This window comes from Leifsonia naganoensis (genome assembly GCF_013410615.1).
Taxonomy (GTDB): Bacteria; Actinomycetota; Actinomycetes; order Actinomycetales; family Microbacteriaceae; genus Leifsonia; species Leifsonia aquatica.
This window is the reverse complement of sequence record NZ_JACCHJ010000001.1, coordinates 892,643-914,843: the sequence shown is the minus strand read 5'-3', so window position 1 is coordinate 914,843 and position 22,201 is coordinate 892,643. Positions and strand designations below refer to the sequence as shown.

Sequence of the window (22,201 nt, the reverse complement as noted above, 5' to 3'; positions counted from 1 at the left end):
AATCACCAGGAGCCGTCCACCCTCGATGTCCCACGACAAACCAGACAACATCCTCAAGCAGCCCACCGCCGTGTGGGCCGTCGCCTTCGCCTCCGTCATCGCCTTCATGGGCATCGGACTGGTCGACCCGATCCTCCCGGCCATCGCCAAGAGCCTCGAGGCGACCCCGACCGAGACCGAGATGCTCTTCACGAGCTACCTGCTCATCACGGGCCTGGCGATGTTCTTCACCAGCTGGATCTCGAGCCGCATCGGCGCGAAGCGCACCCTGCTGATCGGTCTGGCGCTCATCGTCGTGTTCGCGCTCGCCGCGGGCCTGTCGCAGAACGTGGAGTCGATCATCGGCTTCCGCGCCGGCTGGGGCCTGGGCAACGCCCTCTTCATCTCCACGGCGCTCGCGACCATCGTCGGCGCCGCCTCGGGCGGGACCTCGGCCGCGATCATCCTCTACGAGGCGGCACTGGGCCTCGGCATCGCCATCGGCCCGCTCCTCGGCGGCCTGCTCGGCAGCTGGAGCTGGCGCGGACCGTTCTTCGGCACCGCCACCCTCATGGCGCTCGGCTTCATCGCGATCGTGATCATGCTGAAGAAGAACCCCGAGAAGCCCGTCCCGACGAAGCTCTCGGCTCCGTTCCGCGCCCTCGCGAAGCCCGCGCTCGGCTTCCTCGCCGCGGCCGCCCTGTTCTACAACATCGGCTTCTTCGTGCTGCTCGCCTACACGCCGTTCGCCCTCGTGCCGCTGGGCGTCGAGGACGCGATCACCCTCGGCCTGATCTTCTTCGGCTGGGGCCTCTCGCTCGCCGTCACGTCGGTCTGGGTCGCCCCGCTGCTGACCTCCCGCCTCCCGCGCACCCGCGTGCTGTGGATCGTGATGCCGCTGCTCGCGCTCGACCTCGCGGCCGCCGGACTGTTCATCTCGTCCCTCGCCGCCCTCATCGTCTGCGTCATCGTCGGCGGCCTGCTCCTCGGCGTCCTGAACACCGTGCTGACCGAGTGCGTGATGGAGGCGACCGACCTGCCCCGCTCGGTCGCGTCGAGCGCCTACTCCGGCGTCCGGTTCCTCGGCGGCGCCATCGCCCCGCCGGCGGCCACGCTCCTGGCCGACACCATCAGCCCGGCCACACCGTTCTTCGCCGGCGCCGTCTCGGTGCTGATCGCCGTCGCCCTCGTGATGATCGGCCACAAGCACCTGCGCCGGGTCGACGCCCCGCAGGAGTCGACGCAGCAGGAGGCCGAGGTGCTGTCGCTCGCCGACGCCGACTGACCGCGCCCGCGGCGCACGCCGTGGAATTCGAAGGGCCGCCCTGTCCTAGTCAGGGCGGCCCTTCTCGCGTCGAGGCCTAGGAGAGCCAGGAGCGAACAGCCGCTGCGCACTCGATCGTGCCTACCCGAAAGGCGCGATCCGCAGCAGCGGCGCAGAAACATTCTTTCAGATGGACGGGGCTGCTCGGTACACGCCGCGCGGAGGGGCCGTCGAGGACCGCACGACGAGCGAGACGGGGGAGCGCACCGACCCGCGGCGCGGCTCGCCGCCGCCGAGTTCGTCGAGCAGGATGCGCGCGGCGACGGCGCCCTGCTCGAACGGGCTCTGCGCCATCGTGGTCAGCCCGAACGACTCGGAGAAGTCATGGTCGTCGATGCCGATGACGGACAGATCGCCCGGCACGCTGAGCCCGTGATCGCCCGCGGCGAGGATCGCCCCGAACGCCATCTCGTCCGACCCGGCGAACACCGCGGTGGGCCGTGGACCGGGACGGTCGAGCAGCCGGTTCATGGCCGCCCGCGCGGCCGGGAGCGCGAAACCGCCCGGCACGGTCCACTCGGGCCGCACCGGCAGCCCCGCCGCCCGCATCGCGATGGTGAAGCCGCGCAGCCGCCCGGCCGGCACCTGGCTGTTGAGCCCCTCCTCGTCCTCGCCGCCGAGATGCGCGATCTCGGTGTGGCCGAGGCTCAGGAGGTGCTCGGTCGCACGGCGCGCGGTGCTGCGCTCGTCGATGCCGACGCTCCGCAGACCCTTCACCGGGCCGCCCACCACGATCGTCGGGTGGCCGAGGGAGGCCAGCTGCTCGCGCTCCTCCACGGTGAAGTCGAGGCAGAGCGCGAGCAGGGCGTCGGTGCGCTTGCGCAGGATGCTGCGGTGGAACACCCGTTCCCGGTCGCCGCGGTGGCCGCCGAGGTTGAACAGGATCATGTCGTAGCTGGCGGCGCGCAGCTCGGCGTCGACGCCCTCCATCACCTGCGTGTAGAACCAGCGGCTCACCGACGGGACCACCACCCCGAGCGCGAGCGTGCGGCCGCTCGCGAGACCGGAGGCGCTGGAGGACGCGACGTAGCCGAGCTCGTCAGCCGCCCTCCGCACCGCCGCGCGCGTCGTGTCGGAGACGTTCGGGAGGCCGCGGAGCGCCCGCGAGACGGTCGCTGTCGAGACGCCGGTCGCGCGCGCGACCTCCTCGATCCCGGGCATCCGCATGGTCGGTCGCTCAGAGCTGCTCGGGCGCGGCGTGCTCCTGCTGCGCTCGGAGGCGCGCCGCCAGGATGCGGCGGCGCGCCTGCCAGAGCGCGATCAAGAGCAGCACCAGGACCAGGGTGATCAGTGCCCAGACGAGCGCCGGCTGGCCGGTCAGCTCGCAGACGAGCGTGATGACGAAGAACGCGACCGCGAAGAAGCCGACGAAGCCGATCCCGACGTCGACGGCTTCTCTCGGATCGCTCCAGCGCATCTGCTCAGCCCTTCACTCCGCCGGCGGTGAGCCCCGCGACGATCCGGCGCTGGAAGATCAGCACCAGGATGATGAGGGGGACGGTCACGATCGTACCGGCTGCCATCACGGCGGTGTACGGCTCCTGGTGCGGCTGGCTGCCGGTGAAGGAGGCGATGGCCACCGTGACCGGCTGGGTCGCGTCGCTCGACAGCTGGCTGGAGATCAGGAACTCGTTCCACGACGAGATGAACGCCAGGATCGCTGTCGTGAAGACGGCCGGGGCCGCCAGCGGCAGGATGATCTTGCGGAACGCCTGCGCCTGGGTGCAGCCGTCGATCCGCGCCGCCTCCTCGAGGTCCCACGGCATCTCCCGGAAGAACGAGGAGAGCGTGTAGACCGTCAGCGGCAGCGCGAACGAGATCTGCGGGATGATCAGCGCCTGATAGGTGCCCATCCAGCCGATGCTCGTGAACAGCTGGAACAGCGGCGTGATGAGCGCGACGCCCGGGAACATCGAGGCGGCCAGGATGATGCCGAGCACGATGCCCTTGAACCGGAAATCGAGCCGCGCCAGGGCGTAGGAGGCGAAGATGCCGAACACCAGCGAGACGACCGTGACGCACACGCCGATGATCAGCGAGTTCAGCAGCGCCTGACCGAGGTGGTTGCCGAGGTTGGTCGAGAACGCGGTCGCGTAGTTGTCCCACGTGAAGTGCGTGAACCACGGCGTCGTGTCGAAGGTGTAGCCGACATCCCGGAACGAGGTGACGACCATCCAGTAGAAGGGCAGCAAGCACCACAGGACGATGACGACGGCCTGCACGCCCGTGCGGACGCCCGCGTTGCGGCGGCGGGAGGCGCCCTTCCTCTTCGTCTGGGTGCGGGGGAGGGCGTTCGCCTCGGCGGTGGCGGCGGCGGGGCCGGCGACTGCGGTCATTGCTTCGCACCCTTCTGCTGGGCTTCCTGCGTTCTCACGACGTTCGTCCCGAGTATTCGGACGAAGATGAACGCGACCAGGAAGATGATGATGAACGTGATGGTGGAGAGGGCGGCCGCGCTGTTGAAGCCCTGCCTGATCTGGTCGATGACCAGGATCGACAAGGTCGTGGTGGCATGGCCCGTACCTCCTCCACCGCCGGTGAGGATGGCCGGCAGGTCGTAGATGCGGAGGGCGTCGAGGACGCGGAACAGGATGGCGACCATGAGCGCCGGCTTGAGCAGCGGCATCGTGACCCGCCAGAACCGCTGCAGGGTGGACGCGCCGTCCATCTTGGCGGCCTCGTAGACGTCTTCGGGGATCAGCTGCAGACCCGCCAGGATCAGCAGGGCCATGAACGGCGTGGTCTTCCAGGTGTCGGCGATGATCACCGCGAACCGGGAGGCCCATTCGTCGCTGGTCCAGAGGATGTGCGCCCCGAGGATCGCGTTGGCGATGCCGGCGACCGAGAAGATGAAGAACCACAGCTTCGCGGTGACGGCGGTCGGGATGGCCCACGGCACCAGGATCGCGGCGCGGACGAAGCCGCGGCCGCGGAACGCGCGGTTCATGATGAGGGCGAACCAGAGGCCGAGGACGGTCTCGAGGATGACGGTCGTCACGGTGAAGAAGAAGGTGACGAACACGGCGTTCCAGAAGGTGGAGCCCAGGTTGCCGGGCGGGCACGCGATGGTGTTGCCGTCCGTCCCCATGCACTGCTGGAACAGCCAGTGCGCGTAGTTCTGGAATCCGGCGAAGCCGCCCTGGACGAACAGGCCGGTGGCCGGGTCGAGGCCGGCATCCTTCTGGAAGGACATGACGATGGCGGTCACGACCGGGTAGCCGATGACGACGGCCAGGAGGATGAGTGTCGGGATGATCAGGTAGAGGGCCCAGCGGCTCTGCTGGCGCCTGTTCTTCTTGATACCGGCCCGGACCGGTGGTTTGCCGCTCTGATTGGTGGATGAGGGGGCGACGACGTTCGACGCTGACATGTGTGCCTCCGGTGACGTGGCAGAAGAGAGGGGGACCGGGCGGCGGGAAGGATCCCGCCGCCCGGTGACCGGTGGACCGGCCGGGTCAGCCCTGGCTGGCCGTCTGGATCGCCGACGCCATGTCCTTCAGCGCCTGGTCGACCGTCTTGTCGCCCTTGAGGGCGGCGTAGGAGTTGTCCTGAACGGCCTTGGTGATGGCCGGGTAGAACGGCGAGACGGGACGCGGCACCGCGTTCTCGATCGACGTCTTCAGGGTGGACAGGTACGGCAGCTGGGTGTTCAGGTCAGCGTCGTCGTACAGCGACGACAGGACCGGGGCCAGCGATCCCTGCGTGACGAAGAACTTCTGCGTCTCTTCGCTCTGCAGGAACTTGAGGAACTCGAACGCGGTCGCCTTGTGCTTGGAGTACACGCTGATGGCCGCGTTGTGACCGCCCAGGCTGGAGACGCCCGGCTTGTCGGCCGAGACGCCCGGCAGCGGAGCGACGCCGAAGGTGTCCTTCACCGTCGAGGAGCCGTCGGTCTTGGCCAGGTTGTAGACGTACGGCCAGTTGCGCAGGAACAGCAGCTTGCCGGCCTCGAACGCCTGCCGGCCCTGCTCCTCCTGGTAGGTGATGGCCTCGGCCGGGATCTGGCCGTTCTTGAAGCCGTCGACCAGGCGGGACAGACCCGCGTTGGCCTCCTTGCTGTCGACCGTCACCGTCTTGCCGTCGTCGCCGACGATGGTGCCGCCGTTGGTGTTGATGGCCTCGGCCACGTTCACCGTCAGGCCCTCGTACTGGGCGAACTGACCGGCGTAGCAGCCGATCCCGTTGGCCTTGGCGATGTCGCAGTCCTTGAGCATGTCGTCCCAGGTCTTCGGCGGCGTGGGCACGAGGTCCTTGCGGTAGTACAGGATGCCGCCGTCGGAGGTCTGCGGCGCCGCGTACTGCGTGCCGTTGTAGGTGCCCGACTTGACCGTCGGGGCGAGGAGGGACGAGTTGTCCATCTTGAAGTCGCCGGTCAGCGGCTGCAGCCAGCCCTTCGCCGCGAACTCACCCGTCCACACCACGTCGACATCGACGACGTCGTAGTTGGAGTCCTTCGCCTGGAAGTGCTGCACGAGGTCGTCGTGCTGCTGGTCCGCCTGGTCGGTCTGCTCCTTGAAGGTGACCTTCTCGTCGGGGTGGGCGGAGTTCCACTTCTCGATCAGGGGGCGGACGACGTTCGAGTTGTCCTTGCCCTGCACGTAGGTGATGGGGCCTTTGCCCGTGAGGTTCTGGCTGGCGTCGCCGCTGCTGCTTCCTCCCGATCCCCCACCCGTGCAACCGGCAAGCGCGAGGCCGACCAGGGCGACTCCCGCGACCACGGAGAGACGTGCTGCTTTCATTTCACTCCTCATTGAGCTCTTGGTGCGGGCGCGGGTGCGCCCGCCGTCACCGTACCCCCGGTCCGCGCGTCGATGCAAGCGTTTACGTCAAGCGCTTGCATCACGGTTCCGTCACGGGGTTCCACCCTCGGGTGGGGGACGGGGATGCGTGGGACCGGTCATACGCGCCGCGGACGGGCGCGTCGCACGGCGGAGTTAGGCTGAGGCCGTGAGCGGGATGCGCGGGATGGGCATGGGCGGCGGAGGCGGCGGCGGGATGCGGTCGCGCGTGAGCGGCGGCGACGCCGAGGCGCAGAAGGCGCTCAACGCGACGGCGCCGAAGATCCCGCACCTGTTCCGCCGGATCGTCTCGCTGTTCGCCGCGCACCGCACCGCCATCATCGTCACGATGGTGCTCGTGCTGGTCGGCGCGGCCCTGTCGGTCATCCCGCCCCTCCTGACCCAGCGGGCCTTCGACGACGGCCTCTTCCCCAAGGGCGGCCCCGACATGCCCGTGCTGATCGAGATCGTGGTCGCGATGATCGTGGTCTTCGTCGGCTCCGCGCTGCTCGGCGTCTGGCAGACCTACCTCACGGCCTCCGTCGGCAACAAGGTGATGGGGGCGCTGCGCGTGCGCCTCTTCTCGCACCTGCAGTCGATGGAGCTGAGCTTCTTCACGAAGACCAAGACCGGCATCATCCAGTCCCGGCTGCAGAACGACGTCGGCGGGGTGGCGAGCGTGCTCACCAACACGATGTCGAGCATCCTGGGCAACACCGTGACCGTGATCGCGGCGCTGGTCGCGATGCTGCTGCTCAACTGGCAACTGACGATCGTCGCGGTGGTCCTGATGCCGATCCTCGTGATCGCGCAGCGGCGGGTGGGCCAGGTGCGTGCGCGGATCGCGACGCGCACGCAGGAGTCGCTGTCGGACATGACCGCGATCACGCAGGAGACCCTGAGCGTCTCGGGCATCCTGCTCTCGAAGAGCTTCAACCGGCAGGGCGCCGAGGTGCAGCGCTACTCCGACGAGAACGAGAACCAGATCCGCCTGCAGGTGTCGCAGGCGATGAGCGGCCAGTGGTTCTTCGCGATGGTGAACATCTTCCTGTCGTCCATCCCGGCGATCGTCTACGTGGTCTCGGGCTGGCTCATCCTGGGCGGCGCGACGGACATCACGGCCGGAACGATCGTCGCGTTCACGACCGTGCAGGCGCGCCTCCTCTTCCCGCTGCTCGCGCTGATGCGGGTCGCGCTCGACCTGCAGACCTCGGGTGCGCTGTTCGCGCGCATCTTCGAGTACCTCGACCTGAAGCCCGCCATCGCCGACCGCCCCGACGCCGTGCCGGTCGACCCCGAGCGCGACCTCGGCCGCATCGAGTTCGACCACGTCGTCTTCCGCTACCCGGACGCGCGCGAGGGCGAGCGCAACACGCTCGACGACGTGTCGTTCACGATCCGAGCGGGCGAGTTCGCCGCCTTCGTCGGGCCGAGCGGTGCGGGGAAGACCACCGTCTCGTACCTCATTCCGCGGTTCTACGACGCGACGAGCGGGCGCATCCTGTTCGGCGGGTCGGACATCCGCGGGCTGCAGCAGGAGTCGCTCGTCTCGCACATCGGCGTGGTCAGCCAGGAGACGTATCTGTTCCACGCGACCATCGCCGAGAACCTCCGGTACGCCCGGCCGGACGCGACGCAGGAGGAGCTGGAGGCGGCCGCCCGGCAGGCGAACATCCACGAGACGATCGTGAGCTTCCCCGACGGGTACGCGACGATCGTGGGGGAGCGCGGCTACCGGCTCTCCGGCGGCGAGAAGCAGCGCATCGCCATCGCGCGCGTGCTGCTCAAAGACCCCGAGGTGCTCATCCTCGACGAGGCGACCAGCGCCCTCGACACCATCTCCGAACGCGTGGTGCAGCAGGCGCTGGACACGGCCTCCCGCGGCCGCACCACGATCGCCATCGCCCACCGCCTCTCCACCATCGTCGCGGCCGACGTGATCTTCGTCGTCGACCACGGGCAGATCGTCGAGCGCGGCACGCACCGGGAACTGCTCGAGGCCGGCGGCGTCTACACGAAGCTCTACCGCGAGCAGATCGAAGGGTCCCTCAGCCCGGAGGCGTGAGGCGGCGGGGCGGGGATGCGTCCGCCGCACTCCGTAACTCCGGAAATCTCGGCGACGCGCCGCTCAGTTCGCCGTAATTCCGGTGGATGGGTGGCCGGGTGGCGGGATCGCCGGAGTTACGGTGTGCGGCCGGGAGCGTCGGAAGTTCCGGTTTTCCGGCCGGGACTAGATGTGCTGGCGGGGCGGGCATAGCGTGCGAGCACAGTTGTATGCCGAGTTCTGCGCGACAAAAGGGGACCGCGTGACCGCCGACACGCTCGAGACCGCATCTGTTCCGCCCGAGGCGACGCCGCCCGGTTCCGCACCGCCGACGTCCGCCCCGCCACCCGCTACGCCGCGGCGCCGGCGCCGAGGCGGGCTCAGCATCCAGTCGAAGCTCCTGCTGATGCTGCTCGGGGTGAGCATCTTCTCGGTGCTGGTCACGGGCGTCATCGGCTACGTGAACGCCACCGACTCGCTCAAGGAGGCGGCTCTCAAGCAGCTGACGAGCGTGCGGGAGACGCGGGCGGCGGAGATCGAGCGCGTGTTCGCCAACGTGCGTTCGGCGGTGGTGCTCGGCTCCAGCAACCAGAGCGCGATCGACGCGTCGGCCGCGTTCAACGACGCGTTCGCGCAGCTCGGGACGGCGATGCTGCCGCCCGCACGGTCGCAGGCGCTCGACGCCTTCTACGCGGACACGTTCGTGCCGGCGCTCGACAAGCGCAGCGAGAACACGTACTCCGCCGACGGATTCACGCCCGAAGGCGCAGGCGCCTACCTGCAGTCGTATTACACGGCGCCGTACAAGCTCGACTACGACAAGGCCATCGCCCAGACGGACGCGGGGGACGGGAGCGCCTGGTCGGCCGCGAACGCGCAGTACAACCACTACTTCAGCGATCTGGTCACCAACCTCAACTTCGACGATGCCCTGCTGCTGAACACGCAGGGCGACGTCGTCTACTCGGCGTATAAGGGCACCGACCTGGGCACCAACGTCCTCACCGGTCCCTACAAGAACTCGCTGCTGTCGACGGCCTACCAGCAGGTGCTCACCACCAACACGCTCGACGCGACCGTGACGACGGACTTCGAGCGGTACCTCCCGTCGCTCGGCGTTCCGACGATCTGGGTCGTCTCGCCGGTCGGTCAGGACGGCACGCTCACGGGCGTGCTCGCCTTCCAGATCAACATCGACACCATCAACAACGTGATGACGGGCAACGAGGGCTGGGCGAAGCAGGGGCTCGGCTCGACCGGCGAGGTCTACATCGCCGGGCCGGACAAGACGATGCGATCGGCGTCGCGGCTCCTCATCCAGGACCCGAAGTCGTACGCGCAGCAGGCGATCGCGGCCGGAACGCCGCCCGCGGTCGCGAAGCGGATCGTCGACGTCAAGGGCACGGTGCTCCTGCAGCCGGTGAACACGATCGCGGTGAACAACGCCCTGAAGGGGAAGACGGGGACCTCCATCGGGGCGAGCTATGTCGGCAAGGAGAACCTCGCCGCCTACGCGCCCCTCGACATCCAGGGCCTCAACTGGGTGATCGTCGCCCGCGAGGACACGTCGGAGGCGTTCGCCCCGGCGGCCGACTTCACCCGCAACCTCGTACTCTCGACCGCGGCCCTCGTGCTCGTGGTCTGCCTGCTGTCTCTGCTGCTCGCGCAGGTGTTCCTGCGACCGCTCCGCCGCCTCCTCGACGCGGTGAAACGGGTGGCGGCGGGGGAGGTCGGCGTGCAGGTCGACACGAAGTCGCGCGACGAGATCGCGGACCTCGGCACGGCGTTCAATGACATGTCGCGCAGCCTCCAGGTGAAGGCGGACCTGCTCGAGGCGGAGCAGGAGGAGCACGAGCGGCTCCTGCTCACCCTGATGCCCGAGGGCGTCGCCAAGCGGTACCGGCAGGGCGACGAGACGATCGCGGAGGATCACCAGGACGTCACGGTGCTCTTCGCCGACATCGCCGGCTTCGACGACTACGCCCGCGGCAAGGACTCGGCGGAGTCGCTCGCGCTGCTCAACAGCATCGTCCGCAGCTTCGACGAGGCGGCCGAGAAGCACGGGGTCGAGCGGGTGCGGACGACGCGGCAGGAGGGGTACCTGGCCTCGTGTGGACTCACCGTCCCTCGGGTCGACAACGCCAGGCGGATGGTGGAGTTCGCGATCGCGATGCAGGGCATCCTCGACCGCTACGGCGCCCAGAACGGCATCGAGCTCAAGTTGCGCGCCGGCATCGACAGCGGCACGGTGACGAGCGGCCTCGTCGGCCGGACCAGCGTCGTCTACGACATGTGGGGCGACGCCGTGAACCTCGCGCACCGGGTGCAGGACGTCTCCAGCCGCCCGGGCATCTACCTGACGCAACGGGTCGTCGACTCCCTCCCGGATTCCGTCGGCTACTCCGATTCGGGAGTGCTGGAGACGCAGACCGGTCGCGTGCGGGTCTGGCGCATCGATGCGGAGGCGGCGCGTGTCTGACATCACCGGCCAGCCGTGGTTCTGGCCCGCGCTGATCATCGTGATCGGACTGCCGGTCGTGCTGCTCGTGCTGACCGAGCTGATCGCGTGGATGACGCGGCGCGGCAACCCGGCGGCGAAGATCGTGCGTCTGGTGCGCAACTACGTGCTCCCGCTGGGGGCGCTGCTGATCCTGCTGAGCCAAGTGGACCTCGGCTCGCGCGACGTGACGTCGACGAAGGTGGTCGCGACGGTCTTCGGCTTCCTGCTCATCCTCGTGCTGCTCAACGGGCTGAACGTGGCCCTGTTCGCGACGGCCGACCGCGGCTCGTGGCGGGCGCGCATCCCGTCGATCTTCGTCGACATCGTGCGGCTGCTGCTCATCGTGATCTGCCTGGCCGTGCTCTTCGCCTGGGTCTGGGGCGCAGACGTCGGCGGCCTGTTCACGGCGCTCGGGGTGAGCTCGATCGTCATCGGCCTCGCACTGCAGAACGCGGTCGGCCCCATCGTCTCCGGTTTGTTCCTGCTCTTCGAACAGCCCTTCCGGCTCGGCGACTGGCTCGACACCGGAAGCGTGCGCGGCCGGGTGATCGAGGTGAACTGGCGAGCGGTCCACATCGACACCGGTAACGGCATCCAGATCGTGCCGAACGGCTCCCTCGCCGACGCGTCGTTCACGAACCTGTCGAAGGCGCCCGGCCCCTTCCTGCTGTCGTCCACCCTGACCTTCACGACGGACGACGCCCCGCAGGACGTGGTGCGGCTGCTGCGGACGGTGGCGGCTGAGCTGCCGATGCTGGCCCGGGAGGCGTCGCCCGCCGCGTACCCGGTGGGCGGCGGGAAGTACCAGATCGATATCCCGGTCGACAGTCCGTCGCAGGGTGACCAGACCCTGGCGCTGTTCCTCACGTGGCTCTGGTACGCGGCGCGCCGGGCCGAGCTGCACCTCGACGGCGACCTCACCGACGACTACCGCACGCCGGAACGCCTGCGCGAGCTGCTGGCACGGGTGGCGGCCACCCTGCACATCGCCGAGGACGAGGTCGAGGAGTTCGCGTCGCGCGCGACACTCGAGCGCTACGGGGCGGGGGAGACCATCCAGCGCGCCGGCGGCATCCCGGACTCCACCGGCGTGATCGCGGTGGGGGAGGCCCGGCTCGACGCTGTGGCGGAGGACGGCTCGCTGCTGCCGCTCGGCCAGCTCGGCGTCAACGACTACATCGGGCTGACCGCGCTGACGGGCGAGAAGCTGTTCACCTCGGTGGTGGCGCTCACCGACGTCACGCTGGTCACGGTGCCCGTGCCGGTGCTGGAGGAGCTCGTGCGACGCCGTCCACTCCTGGCGCGCGAGATCGGCCAGACGATCGACAACCGCAAGGCCATGGCCGAGCGGGCCGGTGGGGACGTCTCAGAGACACGGGGACTGCGCCGCTGACGCGTCGAGCGGGAGTCCTCGCGGCGCGCTCTCGTCAAGTGTTAGCCTAGGCTAACACTTGAGTTCGGGAGGGCGTAGATGGCGGTCACGACGACGGAGCGAGCCGCCGGCTCCCGCGCCCGGCTGCTGTTCCTCCTGGGACCGGCGTTCGTCGCCGCCATCGCCTACGTCGACCCGGGCAACGTCGCCGCCAACCTGACGGCCGGCGCCCAGTACGGCTACCTGCTCGTGTGGGTGCTCGTCGCCGCGAACGCGATCGCGGTGTTCGTGCAGTACCAGTCGGCGAAGCTCGGCATCGTCACCGGCAAGAGCCTCCCGGAACTGCTGGGCTCGCGGCTCGGCACCGGATCCCGGCGGGCGTACTGGGTGCAGGCGGAGCTCGTCGCCGCCGCGACCGACATCGCCGAGGTGATCGGCGGTGCGATCGCGCTCAACCTGCTGTTCGGCCTGCCGCTGCCGATCGGCGGTCTCATCGTCGGGATCGCGTCCATCGGCATCCTCAGCATCCAGTCGCGCCGGGGGCAGCGGCCCTTCGAGGTCGTCGTGATCACGCTGCTCGGCGTCATCGCGGTGGGATTCCTCGCCGGGATGTTCGTCAGCCCGGTCGACTGGGGTGCGGCGGCCGGGGGCCTGGTGCCGCGGTTCGACGGTGCGCCCACCGTGCTGCTCGCGGCGAGCATGCTCGGGGCGACCGTGATGCCCCACGCGATCTACCTGCACTCGGCGCTCGCCCGCGACCGTCACGGCGTCTCGGCCGACGCGGGGCGGGTGCGCACACTGCTGCGCGCGACGCGCCTGGACGTTGTGCTCGCGCTCATCCTGGCCGGCGCCGTCAACATCGCGATGCTGCTCGTGGCGGCAGCGTCGCTGCGCGGCGTCGACGGGACGGACTCCATCGAGGGCGCGCACGCCGCGATCTCCTCGGCGCTCGGACCGGTCGTCGGCGTCGTCTTCGCGATCGGCCTGCTCGCATCGGGCCTCGCCTCCACGTCGGTGGGCAGCTACGCGGGCGCCACGATCATGGGCGGCCTGTTGAAGGTGCGCGTTCCGCTGCTGGCCCGGCGGGTCGTGACGCTCATCCCGGCCGTGGTCATCCTCGCCGCCGGCGTCGACCCGACCTGGGCGCTCGTGCTCTCGCAGGTCTTCCTGAGCCTCGGCATCCCGTTCGCGATGATCCCGCTGCTGCGGCTGACCGGGTCGAAGGAGGTCATGGGCGAGCGCGCCGACGCGGTCTGGGTGCGCGTGGCCGGGGGGATCGTGGCTGGCCTGGTCGTGGTGCTCAACCTCGCGCTCGTCGTGCTGACCGTGACCGGAGCGTGAGGCGACGGGGCGTGGCGAACGGAGGAGTCTTCGCGCGACACGCCGCGGGAGAGCGGGCAACGGAGGAGGTGCGGGACGCTCGGGCCCGGGATCTCCTCCGTTCGCTGCGCCCGTGGCGATGCAGCCAGGGGAGGAGATCGGGGGTGGACTGGGGCTGATGTCCTCCCTGAGCTGCGCCGGGACGACGGGTCGCGACGGATGTCCTCCGTTACCTGCGCCGCCGTGGCCGATCCGGGCCGGTATGTCCTCCGGGAGCGGCGCCGCGGCAGCGCGCGGGAGAGCGGGTCAGGCGGTGACGACCCAGACGGCCGCGGCGGCGGTCGCGCCCAGCACGATCGTGGCGTCGGCGGTGCGCACGGTGACGTCGCCCGCGAACTCGCGGTGCTCGTCCACCGTCAGCGCGGTGTCGAGGCCGATGCGGAGCTCGCCGAGGTAGCGCAGGATGGCCGGGTCGGCGTCCGAGATGCGCGCCACCACGACCTCCACGCCGGTCTGCGCAGACAGCAGCGGGACGGCGTCGGGCCTCCGGGGCTGGCCGTCCGCGGTGGGGATGGGGTCGCCGTGCGGGTCGCGGGCCGGGAAGCCGAGGCGGCGGTCGATGCGCTCGACGAGGTCGTCCGAGACGGCGTGCTCCAGGACCTCGGCTTCGTCGTGCACCTCGTCCCAGCCGTAGCCGAGCTCCTCCACCAGGAAGGTCTCGATGAGGCGGTGACGGCGCACCATCGCGACCGCGTGCCGCCGGCCCTCCTCGGTCAGCTCGATGCCGCCGTAGGGCTCGTGGGCCAGGAGGCCCTGCTCGGTCAGGCGGCGGATGCCGTCGGAGACCGTCGCCGCGCGCACGCCCATCCGCTCGGAGAGCTGCTTCACGGTGACGGGATCGCCCTCCCATTCGGTGGCGGACCAGATGAACTTCAGGTAGTCCTGCGCCACGGGCGAGAGGTCGGACACGGGCATGCACGAAAGTCTACGGGCTGTAACAGGATCGATCCGCGGTGCCCGCGCTGTTACCGTTGGAGCCGTGAAGTACGCAGAGACCATCACAGACCTGGTCGGCGACACCCCGCTCGTGAAGCTCAACCGGCTGACCGAGGGGATCGCGGCGACGGTGCTCGTCAAGCTCGAGTACCTGAACCCCGGAGGATCCTCCAAGGACCGCATCGCGAGCCGCATCATCGACGCTGCGGAGCGGGACGGCCACTTGAAGCCCGGTGGCACCATCGTGGAGCCGACGAGCGGCAACACCGGCGTGGGGCTGGCGCTCATCGCCCAGCAGCGCGGCTACCGGTGCGTGTTCGTGCTGCCCGACAAGGTGGGCGAGGACAAGCGCAACGTCCTGACCGCCTACGGGGCGGAGATCGTGGTGACGCCGACGTCGGTGCCGCCCGAGCATCCCGACTCCTACTACTCCGTCTCGGACCGCCTGACGGCCGAGATCCCGGGGGCCTTCAAACCCAACCAGTACGCGAACCCCAACGGACCGCGCAGCCACTACGAGACCACCGGTCCCGAGATCTGGCGCGACACCGACGGCCGGGTGACGCACTTCGTCGCGGGCGTCGGGACGGGTGGCACCATCTCCGGCACCGGCCGCTACCTCAAGGAGGTGTCGGAGGGCGCGGTGCGCATCATCGGCGCCGACCCCGAGGGCTCCGTCTACTCAGGCGGCACCGGGCGACCCTACCTGGTCGAGGGCGTCGGCGAGGATTTCTGGCCGACCGCCTACGACCCCACCGTGGTGGACGAGGTCATCCCGGTGACCGACGCCGAGTCGTTCCACATGACCCGGCGCCTGGCGCGCGAGGAGGGCATCCTCGTCGGCGGCTCCAGCGGCATGGCCGTGGTCGCCGCCCTGCGCGCGGCGAAGAGCCTCACGGCCGACGACATCGTGGTGGTCATCCTGCCCGACGGCGGACGCGGCTACCTGGCCAAGATCTTCAACGACAAGTGGATGCAGTCCTACGGCTTCAGCGAGGTGCCGGACGAGTCGACGGTCCAGGACGTCATCAAGACCAAGCGGGGCGACCTCCCGGACCTGGTGCACACGCACCCGGCCGAGACGGTGCGCGACGCCATCCAGATCATGAACAAGTACGGCGTCTCGCAGCTGCCGGTGCTGACCGCCGAGCCGCCCGTCGTGATGGGCGAGGTCGCCGGCGCGCTCGACGAGACGTCGCTGGTCGACGCCGTGTTCAGCGGACGGGCCGCCATGAGCGACCCGGTCGCCAAGCACATCGGCGACGCGCTGCCGCTGATCGGCGTCAACGAGCCGGTGACGGCGGCCCGCGCCGCGCTCGGCACGGCCAACGCCCTGCTCGTCACGGAGGACGGCAAGCCGCTCGCGGTGCTGACCCGGCAGGACCTGCTCAACTACCTCAGCGACTGAGCCGTGCGGGGTGCGCTCGCGCATCCCGCACCTCTGCGCCCCGCATCCCCGCGGCCTTCCCACTGAACGACACGAACGACACGAAAGACACCACCATGACCGCCGAGCACGACACGAACCAGGGCTTCGCCACCCGCGCCATCCACGTGGGCCAGGAGTTCGACCCGACGACCGGCGCGATCATCCCGCCGATCTACCAGACCTCCACCTTCGTGCAGGACGGCATCGGCGGCCTGCGCAACGGCTACGAGTACGGCCGCGGCGGCAACCCGACGCGCACGTCGCTCGAGACGCTGCTCGCCTCGCTCGAGGGCGGGGTGAGCGCCCTGTCGTTCGCCTCGGGCCTCGCCGCGGAGGACGCGCTGCTGCGCGCCGTGCTCGTGCCGGGCGACCACGTCGTGCTCGGCAACGACGTCTACGGCGGCACCCACCGGCTGATCAACCGCATCCACCGGGCCTGGGGCATCGGCAACACCACCGTCGACGTGACCGACCTCGACGCCGTGCGCGCCGCCCTCACCACCGAGCGCACCCGCGTGCTCTGGATCGAGACGCCCAGCAACCCGCTGATGAAGATCAGCGACCTGGCCGCCCTCGTCGAGCTGGGGCACGCGGCCGGCGCGCTCGTCGTCGTGGACAACACGTTCGCGTCGCCCGCCCTGCAGCAGCCGCTGTCGTTCGGGGCCGACGTGGTCGTGCACTCGACCACCAAGTACCTCGGCGGCCACTCCGACGTCATCGGCGGCGCGCTGGTGTTCGCGGACGAGGAGGTGGCGGAGAAGGTGCAGTTCATCCAGTTCGCGGCCGGCGCGGTGTCGGCCCCGATGGATGCGTGGCTCACGATCCGCGGCATCAAGACGCTGGCGGTGCGCATGGACCGCCACACGGCCAACGCGCAGGCGATCGCCGAGGCGCTCGTCGGGCACGCCGGCGTCGACGCCGTCTACTACCCCGGCCTCCCGAGCCACCCCGGGCACGACCTCGCCGCCCGCCAGATGAGCGGCTTCGGCGGCATGATCTCGGTCGCGCTCAGCGGTGGGGCCGCGGCGGCCCGCACGTTCGCCGAGTCGACGACGGTCTTCCAGCTCGCCGAATCGCTCGGGGGCGTGGAGTCGCTCATCGGCTACCCGTCGGAGATGACGCACGCGTCGGTGCGCGGCACCGAGCTCGAGGTGCCGGACAACATCGTGCGCCTCTCCGTCGGCATCGAGGACGTCGCCGACCTGCTCGCGGACATCGATCAGGCCCTGGCCCGCTGACCCTGCGCGTCACTTCTCGCCGCCTTGGCGTCCAGCTCGGCGAGGGTTGTGGGAGGTGCGGAGTAGGGTCGCCGCATGGACCAGCGACTCAGTCTCGTGACCCTCGGCGTCGACGACCTCGCGCGGGCGCGCGCCTTCTACGAGGACGGCCTCGGCTGGCGCCCCGCCGACGCCCCCGAGGGTGTCGTCTTCTACCAGCTGCCCGGGATGGCGTTCGCGCTCTGGTCGCGGAGCGAGCTCGCGGCCGACGCGCGCACCCCCGTCGACGGCTCGTTCAGCGGTATCGCCCTCGCCTGCAACCAGCGCACCGAGGACGACGTGGACCGGGTGCTCGCCCAGGCGGAGGCGGCCGGGGCGCGCATCCTGAAGCCGGCGGTCCGCGCGGAGTGGGGCGGCTACTCCGGCTATTTCGCCGATCCGGACGGCCACGTGTGGGAGATCGCGTACAACCCCGGCTGGGCGCTCGCCGAGGACGGCACCGTCACGGTCTAAGCGCTCGACATCGCGGCGCGGACCGTCACGTGGTCAGCGCCGACGCCTCCCGCGCCACGTCGAGCCGTGCGGCCAGCGCCGTCAGCCGGGCCTTCTTCAGGTTCTCGCGGGCGATCCAGCGGGCGTCCGCGTCGGCCGCGGTGGCGAGGCGTTCGAGCAGCGGGATGCCCTCGTCGGGCGCCGCAGCCGCGACGACGCTGACCGCGTAGCCGAGCGCTTGGCGCAGGATCCGCACGTCCGGCTCGCGGCGCTGATCCGCGGGGACGGCGAGCAGCAGGTCGATGGCATCGCCGACGACCGCGCATGCCTCGGCACCGTGCGGCGCCTGCTTCAGGAGGCGGGGCTCGGCGACGGCCGCGACGGCCGCGCGAGCGAGGAGGGCGCGGGGAGCGGGCGCGTCGTCACCCCGGAGCCACAACCGCACCTCCTGGAGGCCGCCCGTCCAGTCCCGGTCCAGGATGCGCTGCATCCCGGTCGCCGCCAGCTCGCGCACCCGCCAGCGGTCGTCGCCCGCGGCCCTGGTCAGCAGCGGCACCTCGCCGAGCGCACCGGCCGCGAGGGCGGCGCAGGCGGCGACGTACTCGCGGTGCGGTTCGGGGAGGTCGGCGGCGGAGCGTGGGGGATCCGCCAGCCAGCCATCGAGGAGGGCGAGCGCGGCATCCCGGTCTGCGGCAGGCGTCGCGCCGGCGGTGTCGGCCAGCCGGGCGGCGAGCTCGAGGTCGGCGCGGGGCCCCGGGAGCCTGCTGTTCTCACCGAGCGCCCGCTCCAGGCCGGCCGGTTCTCCGGCGAGGGCGGTGGCCCAGAGGGCGGCGAGGGCGGAGGCGTCGGGAGCCGTCATGCGGCCGAGTCTAGAGGGCCGCGCGACCCGCGTCAGGAGCCGATCCGGCGGCCCCGGTCTCACGGCCGATTCATGGCGGACGGGGATTGCCGGTCCCGGCGGTCCGCGCGCATAGTTGTGGCGTGAGGACGGTCGGGGTCGAGGAGGAGCTCCTGCTCGTCGACGCGCGCGGGGTCGCGGCGCCGGTGGCCCCTCTCGCTCTGGCGGATGCCCCTCCCGAGGGCGACGGCCCGGCGGTCAGCGCCGAGATCCAGCAGGAGATGCTGGAGACCCAGACGCGGCCGCACCTGTCCATGACCACGCTGCTCGCCGACATCGTCGCGGGCCGCGAACTTGCCGATCAGCTCGCGCTGCGGCACGGTGCGCGGGCGGTGGCGCTCGCGATGTCGCCGCGTCGGCTGCGCCCGCACGCCACACCCGACCCCCGGTACGACCGGATGATGGAGCGCTACGGGCTGACGGCCCGCGGCACTCTCGTCTGCGGCTGCCACGTGCACGTCGGCATCGCCTCCCGCGAGGAGGGCGTCGCGGTGCTCGACCGCATCCGCACCTGGCTGCCGGTGCTGCTCGCGCTGACGGCGAACTCGCCGTTCGCGGGCGGCGTGGACACCGGCCACGCCAGTTACCGGTTCGTCGTCTGGCACCAGTGGCAGAGCGCCGGCCCGACGGACGTGTTCGGGTCGGTGGAGGCGTACGACCTGTTCGAGCGGATCCTCGTCGACACCGGGGTGATCCTCGACAAGGGGATGCTCTACCTGGACGCCCGGCTCTCGCACAAGCAGCCCACGATCGAGATCCGCGTCGCCGATGTGTGCCTGGATGCCCGGGACACCGTCGTGCTGGCCGCTCTCGTGCGCGCGCTCGTCGAGACCGCGGCGCAGCAGTGGCGTGCCGGGGTGCCGCCGGTCCCACTGCCGTCGGCCGCTCTACGGCTCGCCGAGTGGCAGGCGGCGCTCACGGGGACGACCGGCGGGCTCCCGCATCCCGAGTCCGGCGTCGCGGGCACCGCCGCGGACGCAGTGACCGCGTTGCTCGCCCACACCGCGCCCGAGCTGGAGCGGGCGGGCGACCTCGCGATGGTGCGGCGCGGGCTGGCGCGCATCCTGCGCACCGGGGGAGGGGCGGGCCGGCAGCGCGCGGCGTTCGCACGTCGCGGCCGGATGCGGGACGTGGTGGATGCCGCGGTGGCGGCCACGCACGAGCAGTCCGAGGACGACGACGGCGACGATGCCGACGTCGCGTGAGGGCACACCGGGGACCGGCGCGACAGTCCCTTCCGCGCGGCGGCGAAGACGCCTATTCTGCCGAACATGACGGACAACCAGCTCGCTCACCAGCATGCCGTCTACACCTACGGCTCGCTGCCGTTGACCCTGATGTACAGCCCCACCTCCACGGCGGCGTGGGAGGTGTACTACGGCGGCGACTACCTCGGGCTGGTCGAGGAGCAGCATCCCGCGGGCGAGGCGTGGCCGACCTTCGTCGCCCGCCTCCCCGGCGAGGAGGAGACCGGCGAGGGCATCCCGTCGGTCGATTGGCGCGCGGCCGTCGACGTGCTCGCCGCGCAGGCCGGCCTCTGACGCCCACGTCGCTCAGAGGCGAGCTGTCGGCTCAGAAGGCGAACTGCGCCCATTCCTCGCGCGGCAACTCGACGCGCTGCCCGCGCGACTCCACGATCCAGTCATGGGGCGTCCCGGCCAGATAGGTGCACAGCAGCGTCTCGCTGCTCCACCCGTCCGCCCGATGAACCCAGCGGACCAGATGGATGTCCTGCCCTGCCTTCGGCGCATTCCCGATCGGCGTCTCATAGGTCGTCACGCGGCACCCCTCCCCGAACGTGCAGCTTGCTTTGCTCGACCATAGCGGGGTACACGGCCGGGGGACAAGGGGTGCTGGGTGAACGTCAGTCGTACGGATCCTGGCGGTTCACGTCGACGCCGTCGAACTCCTCGTCGCGGACCGCCTCGTCATCGTCGGCGGTCTCGTCGTGCTCGGGCTCGAACACGCCGTCGGCGTCGTACGGGCCCTGCCCGCCGCCCTCGGCGATCGCATCCACGTCGATCGGCTCGCCGGACGGCGTCTCGGGGAATTGCTCCTTCGCATCGGTCATGCCTGGATCGTAGGCGCGTGCCGACCGCGCGGGAAGGGGCGGGATGCGCGGATACCAAGCGTCACGAACGATCGGGATACTCGCGTTTCAGCCGCACTTGGGGGACACTGGCGGTGGGCCGTCCGTGTGGCCCGCGCAGAAGAGAAGGCAGAAAACGATGGCAATTGGCACCGTCAAATGGTTCAACTCGGAGAAGGGGTTCGGGTTCATCGCCCCGGACGACGGTTCGCCCGACGTCTTCGCCCACTTCAGTGAGATCTCGGGGGATGGCTACCGCAACCTCACCGAGAACCAGCGCGTCGAGTACGAGGTGACGCAGGGCCCGAAGGGCCTGCAGGCGTCGAACATCCGTCCCGCCTGACGCACCTCCGCTCCACCGGCGAGACCCGCCGCCGCGCTCGCCGTCGAGCGCGGCGACGGCCGCGGGCGCGCCCTGGAACGGCGCATAGGAACCCCGCAGAGAACGCATGAACCGCGCATAGGTCCGCGAAAGGTCACGGGCATGTAACGGCGCGAGGGTTGTGCGCATGTCGTACGAACCCGCCACCCTCTCGCTCGACATCGCCGTGCCCGTGTACAACGAGCAGGCGACGCTCGAGTCGTCCATCCGCCGGCTCCACGCCTATCTGACCGACTCCGTCGAGCAGACCTGGCGGATCACCATCGCGGACAACGCCAGCACCGACGAGACCGCCGCCATCGCGGACCGCCTCGCCGGCGAGCTGAGCGGCGTCGCCGCGGTGCACCTCCCCCTGAAAGGGCGCGGTCGCGCGCTCAAGCAGGTGTGGGGCGCCTCCGAAGCCGAGGTGCTCGTCTACCTGGACGAGGACCTCTCCACCGATCTCGCCGCGCTGCCCCCGCTGGTCGCCCCGCTGCTCTCCGGGCACTCCGACCTCGCCATCGGCACGCGGCTCGGCCGCACCTCGCGGGTCACACGGGGCGGCAAGCGCGAGTTCATCTCGCGCAGCTACAACCTGCTGCTCCGGCGGACGATGTCCGTCGGGTTCAGCGACGCCCAGTGCGGGTTCAAGGCGATCAGGAAGGATGTCGCGCAGCGCCTCCTCCCGCTTGTCGAGGACGACGCCTGGTTCTTCGACACGGAGCTGCTGATCCTCGCCGAGCGGTCGGGCCTGCGCATCCACGAGATCCCGGTCGACTGGGTCGACGACCCGCAGAGCTCCGTCGACATCATGGGCACCGCCGTCGAGGACCTCAAGGGGATGGCGCGGGTCGGCACGAACATTGCCCGCGGCCGCATCCCGGTCGAGTCGATCTACGCGGAGCTGGGGAGGCGGCCGTTCGCGCCGCCGCGACCGCCGAGCTTCTTCGGGCAGGTCGTCCGCTTCGGCCTCGTCGGGGTGCTCTCGACCGTCGCGTACGCACTGCTCTACCTGCTGCTGCAGGCGGTCGTGGCTCCACAGGTCGCGAACTTCGCCGCCCTGCTCATCACCGCGGTCGCGAACACCTGGGCCAACCGACGCTTCACCTTCGGGGTGAGCGGGCCCGGGATGGTGCGCCACCAGTTCCAGGGGCTCATCGTCTTCGGGATCGCGTGGGTACTCACCAGCGGATCGCTGCTGGGCCTGCACGCGTTCGTGCCCGACGCCTCGGCCCGGCTGCAACTGGTCGTGCTCACGGTGGCGAACCTCGTCGCCACCCTCGTGCGGTTCGTGCTGCTGCGGCTCTGGGTCTTCCGCGCCTCCCGCCGCGCACCGGTCGCAGCCGCCGCACCGGCGGCCTCCCGGACACTCTCCCTCACCACCAGCGAAAGCGAGTGACAC

At 70.4% G+C, this 22,201-nt stretch carries 21 protein-coding genes; 12 read left to right on the top strand and 9 right to left on the bottom strand.

Going from position 1 to position 22,201, the window contains the following annotated elements; all coding sequences use genetic code 11:
* Positions 1-25: 25 nt before the first annotated feature.
* Positions 26-1,264, top strand: a complete 1,239-nt coding sequence (locus HNR14_RS04340; protein ID WP_179700038.1) for an MFS transporter — start codon at positions 26-28, stop codon at positions 1,262-1,264.
* Between the two features lie 165 nt (positions 1,265-1,429).
* On the opposite strand, the gene HNR14_RS04335 is transcribed toward HNR14_RS04340, so the two are convergent.
* From HNR14_RS04335 to HNR14_RS04315, 5 genes are all read right to left on the bottom strand, one after another.
* A complete protein-coding gene (locus tag HNR14_RS04335; protein WP_179700037.1) occupies positions 1,430-2,464 on the bottom strand; it encodes a LacI family DNA-binding transcriptional regulator in 1,035 nt (344 codons plus the stop codon).
* Between the two features lie 16 nt (positions 2,465-2,480).
* Entirely contained in the window at positions 2,481-2,720 is a 240-nt protein-coding gene (locus HNR14_RS04330; RefSeq protein WP_179700036.1) for a hypothetical protein, read from the bottom strand.
* Positions 2,721-2,724: 4 nt separating this feature from the next.
* Positions 2,725-3,639 (bottom strand): carbohydrate ABC transporter permease, encoded by a 915-nt coding sequence (locus HNR14_RS04325; protein WP_021760227.1) that lies wholly within the window; start codon positions 3,637-3,639, stop codon positions 2,725-2,727.
* Positions 3,636-4,673 (bottom strand): carbohydrate ABC transporter permease, encoded by a 1,038-nt coding sequence (locus HNR14_RS04320; RefSeq protein ID WP_021760225.1) that lies wholly within the window; start codon positions 4,671-4,673, stop codon positions 3,636-3,638. Before HNR14_RS04320 ends, HNR14_RS04325 begins: the two co-directional genes overlap by 4 nt.
* Before the next feature lie 85 nt (positions 4,674-4,758).
* Positions 4,759-6,042, bottom strand: a complete 1,284-nt coding sequence (locus HNR14_RS04315; RefSeq protein ID WP_179700035.1) for an ABC transporter substrate-binding protein — start codon at positions 6,040-6,042, stop codon at positions 4,759-4,761.
* A 232-nt stretch (positions 6,043-6,274) separates the two neighbouring features.
* On the opposite strand from HNR14_RS04315, the gene HNR14_RS04310 reads away from it, so the two are divergent.
* The 4 genes from HNR14_RS04310 (at position 6,275) to HNR14_RS04295 (ending at position 13,338) form a co-directional block, all read left to right on the top strand.
* Entirely contained in the window at positions 6,275-8,146 is a 1,872-nt protein-coding gene (locus HNR14_RS04310) for an ABC transporter ATP-binding protein (RefSeq protein WP_081703905.1), read from the top strand.
* Positions 8,147-8,387: 241 nt separating this feature from the next.
* Positions 8,388-10,604 (top strand): adenylate/guanylate cyclase domain-containing protein, encoded by a 2,217-nt coding sequence (locus HNR14_RS21295; protein ID WP_179700034.1) that lies wholly within the window; start codon positions 8,388-8,390, stop codon positions 10,602-10,604.
* Entirely contained in the window at positions 10,597-12,018 is a 1,422-nt protein-coding gene (locus HNR14_RS04300; protein ID WP_218874968.1) for a mechanosensitive ion channel domain-containing protein, read from the top strand. Before HNR14_RS21295 ends, HNR14_RS04300 begins: the two co-directional genes overlap by 8 nt.
* Positions 12,019-12,096: 78 nt before the next feature.
* On the top strand, positions 12,097-13,338 hold the full coding sequence (locus HNR14_RS04295; RefSeq protein ID WP_179700032.1) for an Nramp family divalent metal transporter: 1,242 nt from the start codon (positions 12,097-12,099) through the stop codon (positions 13,336-13,338).
* A gap of 285 nt (positions 13,339-13,623) precedes the next feature.
* Here HNR14_RS04295 and HNR14_RS04290 read toward each other — a convergent pair whose 3' ends face one another.
* Complete coding sequence (locus HNR14_RS04290) at positions 13,624-14,292, bottom strand: metal-dependent transcriptional regulator (RefSeq protein WP_179700031.1); 669 nt, start codon at positions 14,290-14,292, stop codon at positions 13,624-13,626.
* 64 nt (positions 14,293-14,356) lie between these two features.
* Here HNR14_RS04290 and HNR14_RS04285 point away from each other — a divergent pair, with 64 nt between their 5' ends.
* From HNR14_RS04285 to HNR14_RS04275, 3 genes are all read left to right on the top strand, one after another.
* Positions 14,357-15,721: a cystathionine beta-synthase gene (locus HNR14_RS04285; protein WP_179700030.1), complete on the top strand. Its 1,365-nt coding sequence runs from the start codon at positions 14,357-14,359 to the stop codon at positions 15,719-15,721.
* A gap of 95 nt (positions 15,722-15,816) precedes the next feature.
* Entirely contained in the window at positions 15,817-16,980 is a 1,164-nt protein-coding gene (locus HNR14_RS04280) for a cystathionine gamma-synthase (protein ID WP_179700029.1), read from the top strand.
* A gap of 75 nt (positions 16,981-17,055) precedes the next feature.
* Positions 17,056-17,472, top strand: a complete 417-nt coding sequence (locus HNR14_RS04275; protein ID WP_179700028.1) for a VOC family protein — start codon at positions 17,056-17,058, stop codon at positions 17,470-17,472.
* A gap of 25 nt (positions 17,473-17,497) precedes the next feature.
* On the opposite strand, the gene HNR14_RS04270 is transcribed toward HNR14_RS04275, so the two are convergent.
* On the bottom strand, positions 17,498-18,310 hold the full coding sequence (locus tag HNR14_RS04270) for a hypothetical protein (RefSeq protein WP_179700027.1): 813 nt from the start codon (positions 18,308-18,310) through the stop codon (positions 17,498-17,500).
* A 122-nt stretch (positions 18,311-18,432) separates the two neighbouring features.
* On the opposite strand from HNR14_RS04270, the gene HNR14_RS04265 reads away from it, so the two are divergent.
* Both HNR14_RS04265 and HNR14_RS04260 read left to right on the top strand, forming a co-directional pair.
* On the top strand, positions 18,433-19,554 hold the full coding sequence (locus tag HNR14_RS04265) for a glutamate--cysteine ligase (RefSeq protein WP_179700026.1): 1,122 nt from the start codon (positions 18,433-18,435) through the stop codon (positions 19,552-19,554).
* Positions 19,555-19,620: 66 nt separating this feature from the next.
* On the top strand, positions 19,621-19,890 hold the full coding sequence (locus HNR14_RS04260) for a hypothetical protein (protein WP_021764468.1): 270 nt from the start codon (positions 19,621-19,623) through the stop codon (positions 19,888-19,890).
* A gap of 31 nt (positions 19,891-19,921) precedes the next feature.
* On the opposite strand, the gene HNR14_RS04255 is transcribed toward HNR14_RS04260, so the two are convergent.
* Positions 19,922-20,128 carry a hypothetical protein gene (locus tag HNR14_RS04255; RefSeq protein ID WP_021764467.1) on the bottom strand — a complete coding sequence of 69 codons (207 nt, stop codon included), beginning with the start codon at positions 20,126-20,128 and terminating at the stop codon, positions 19,922-19,924.
* An 85-nt stretch (positions 20,129-20,213) separates the two neighbouring features.
* A complete protein-coding gene (locus HNR14_RS04250; RefSeq protein WP_179699271.1) occupies positions 20,214-20,420 on the bottom strand; it encodes a hypothetical protein in 207 nt (68 codons plus the stop codon).
* Positions 20,421-20,577: 157 nt separating this feature from the next.
* Between HNR14_RS04250 and HNR14_RS04245 the strand changes: the two genes are divergently transcribed.
* Together HNR14_RS04245 and HNR14_RS04240 are read left to right on the top strand one after the other, a co-directional pair.
* Positions 20,578-20,781 carry a cold-shock protein gene (locus HNR14_RS04245; RefSeq protein WP_179700025.1) on the top strand — a complete coding sequence of 68 codons (204 nt, stop codon included), beginning with the start codon at positions 20,578-20,580 and terminating at the stop codon, positions 20,779-20,781.
* Between the two features lie 166 nt (positions 20,782-20,947).
* Positions 20,948-22,198, top strand: a complete 1,251-nt coding sequence (locus HNR14_RS04240; RefSeq protein WP_179700024.1) for a bifunctional glycosyltransferase family 2/GtrA family protein — start codon at positions 20,948-20,950, stop codon at positions 22,196-22,198.
* The last annotated feature ends 3 nt before the right edge of the window (positions 22,199-22,201 follow it).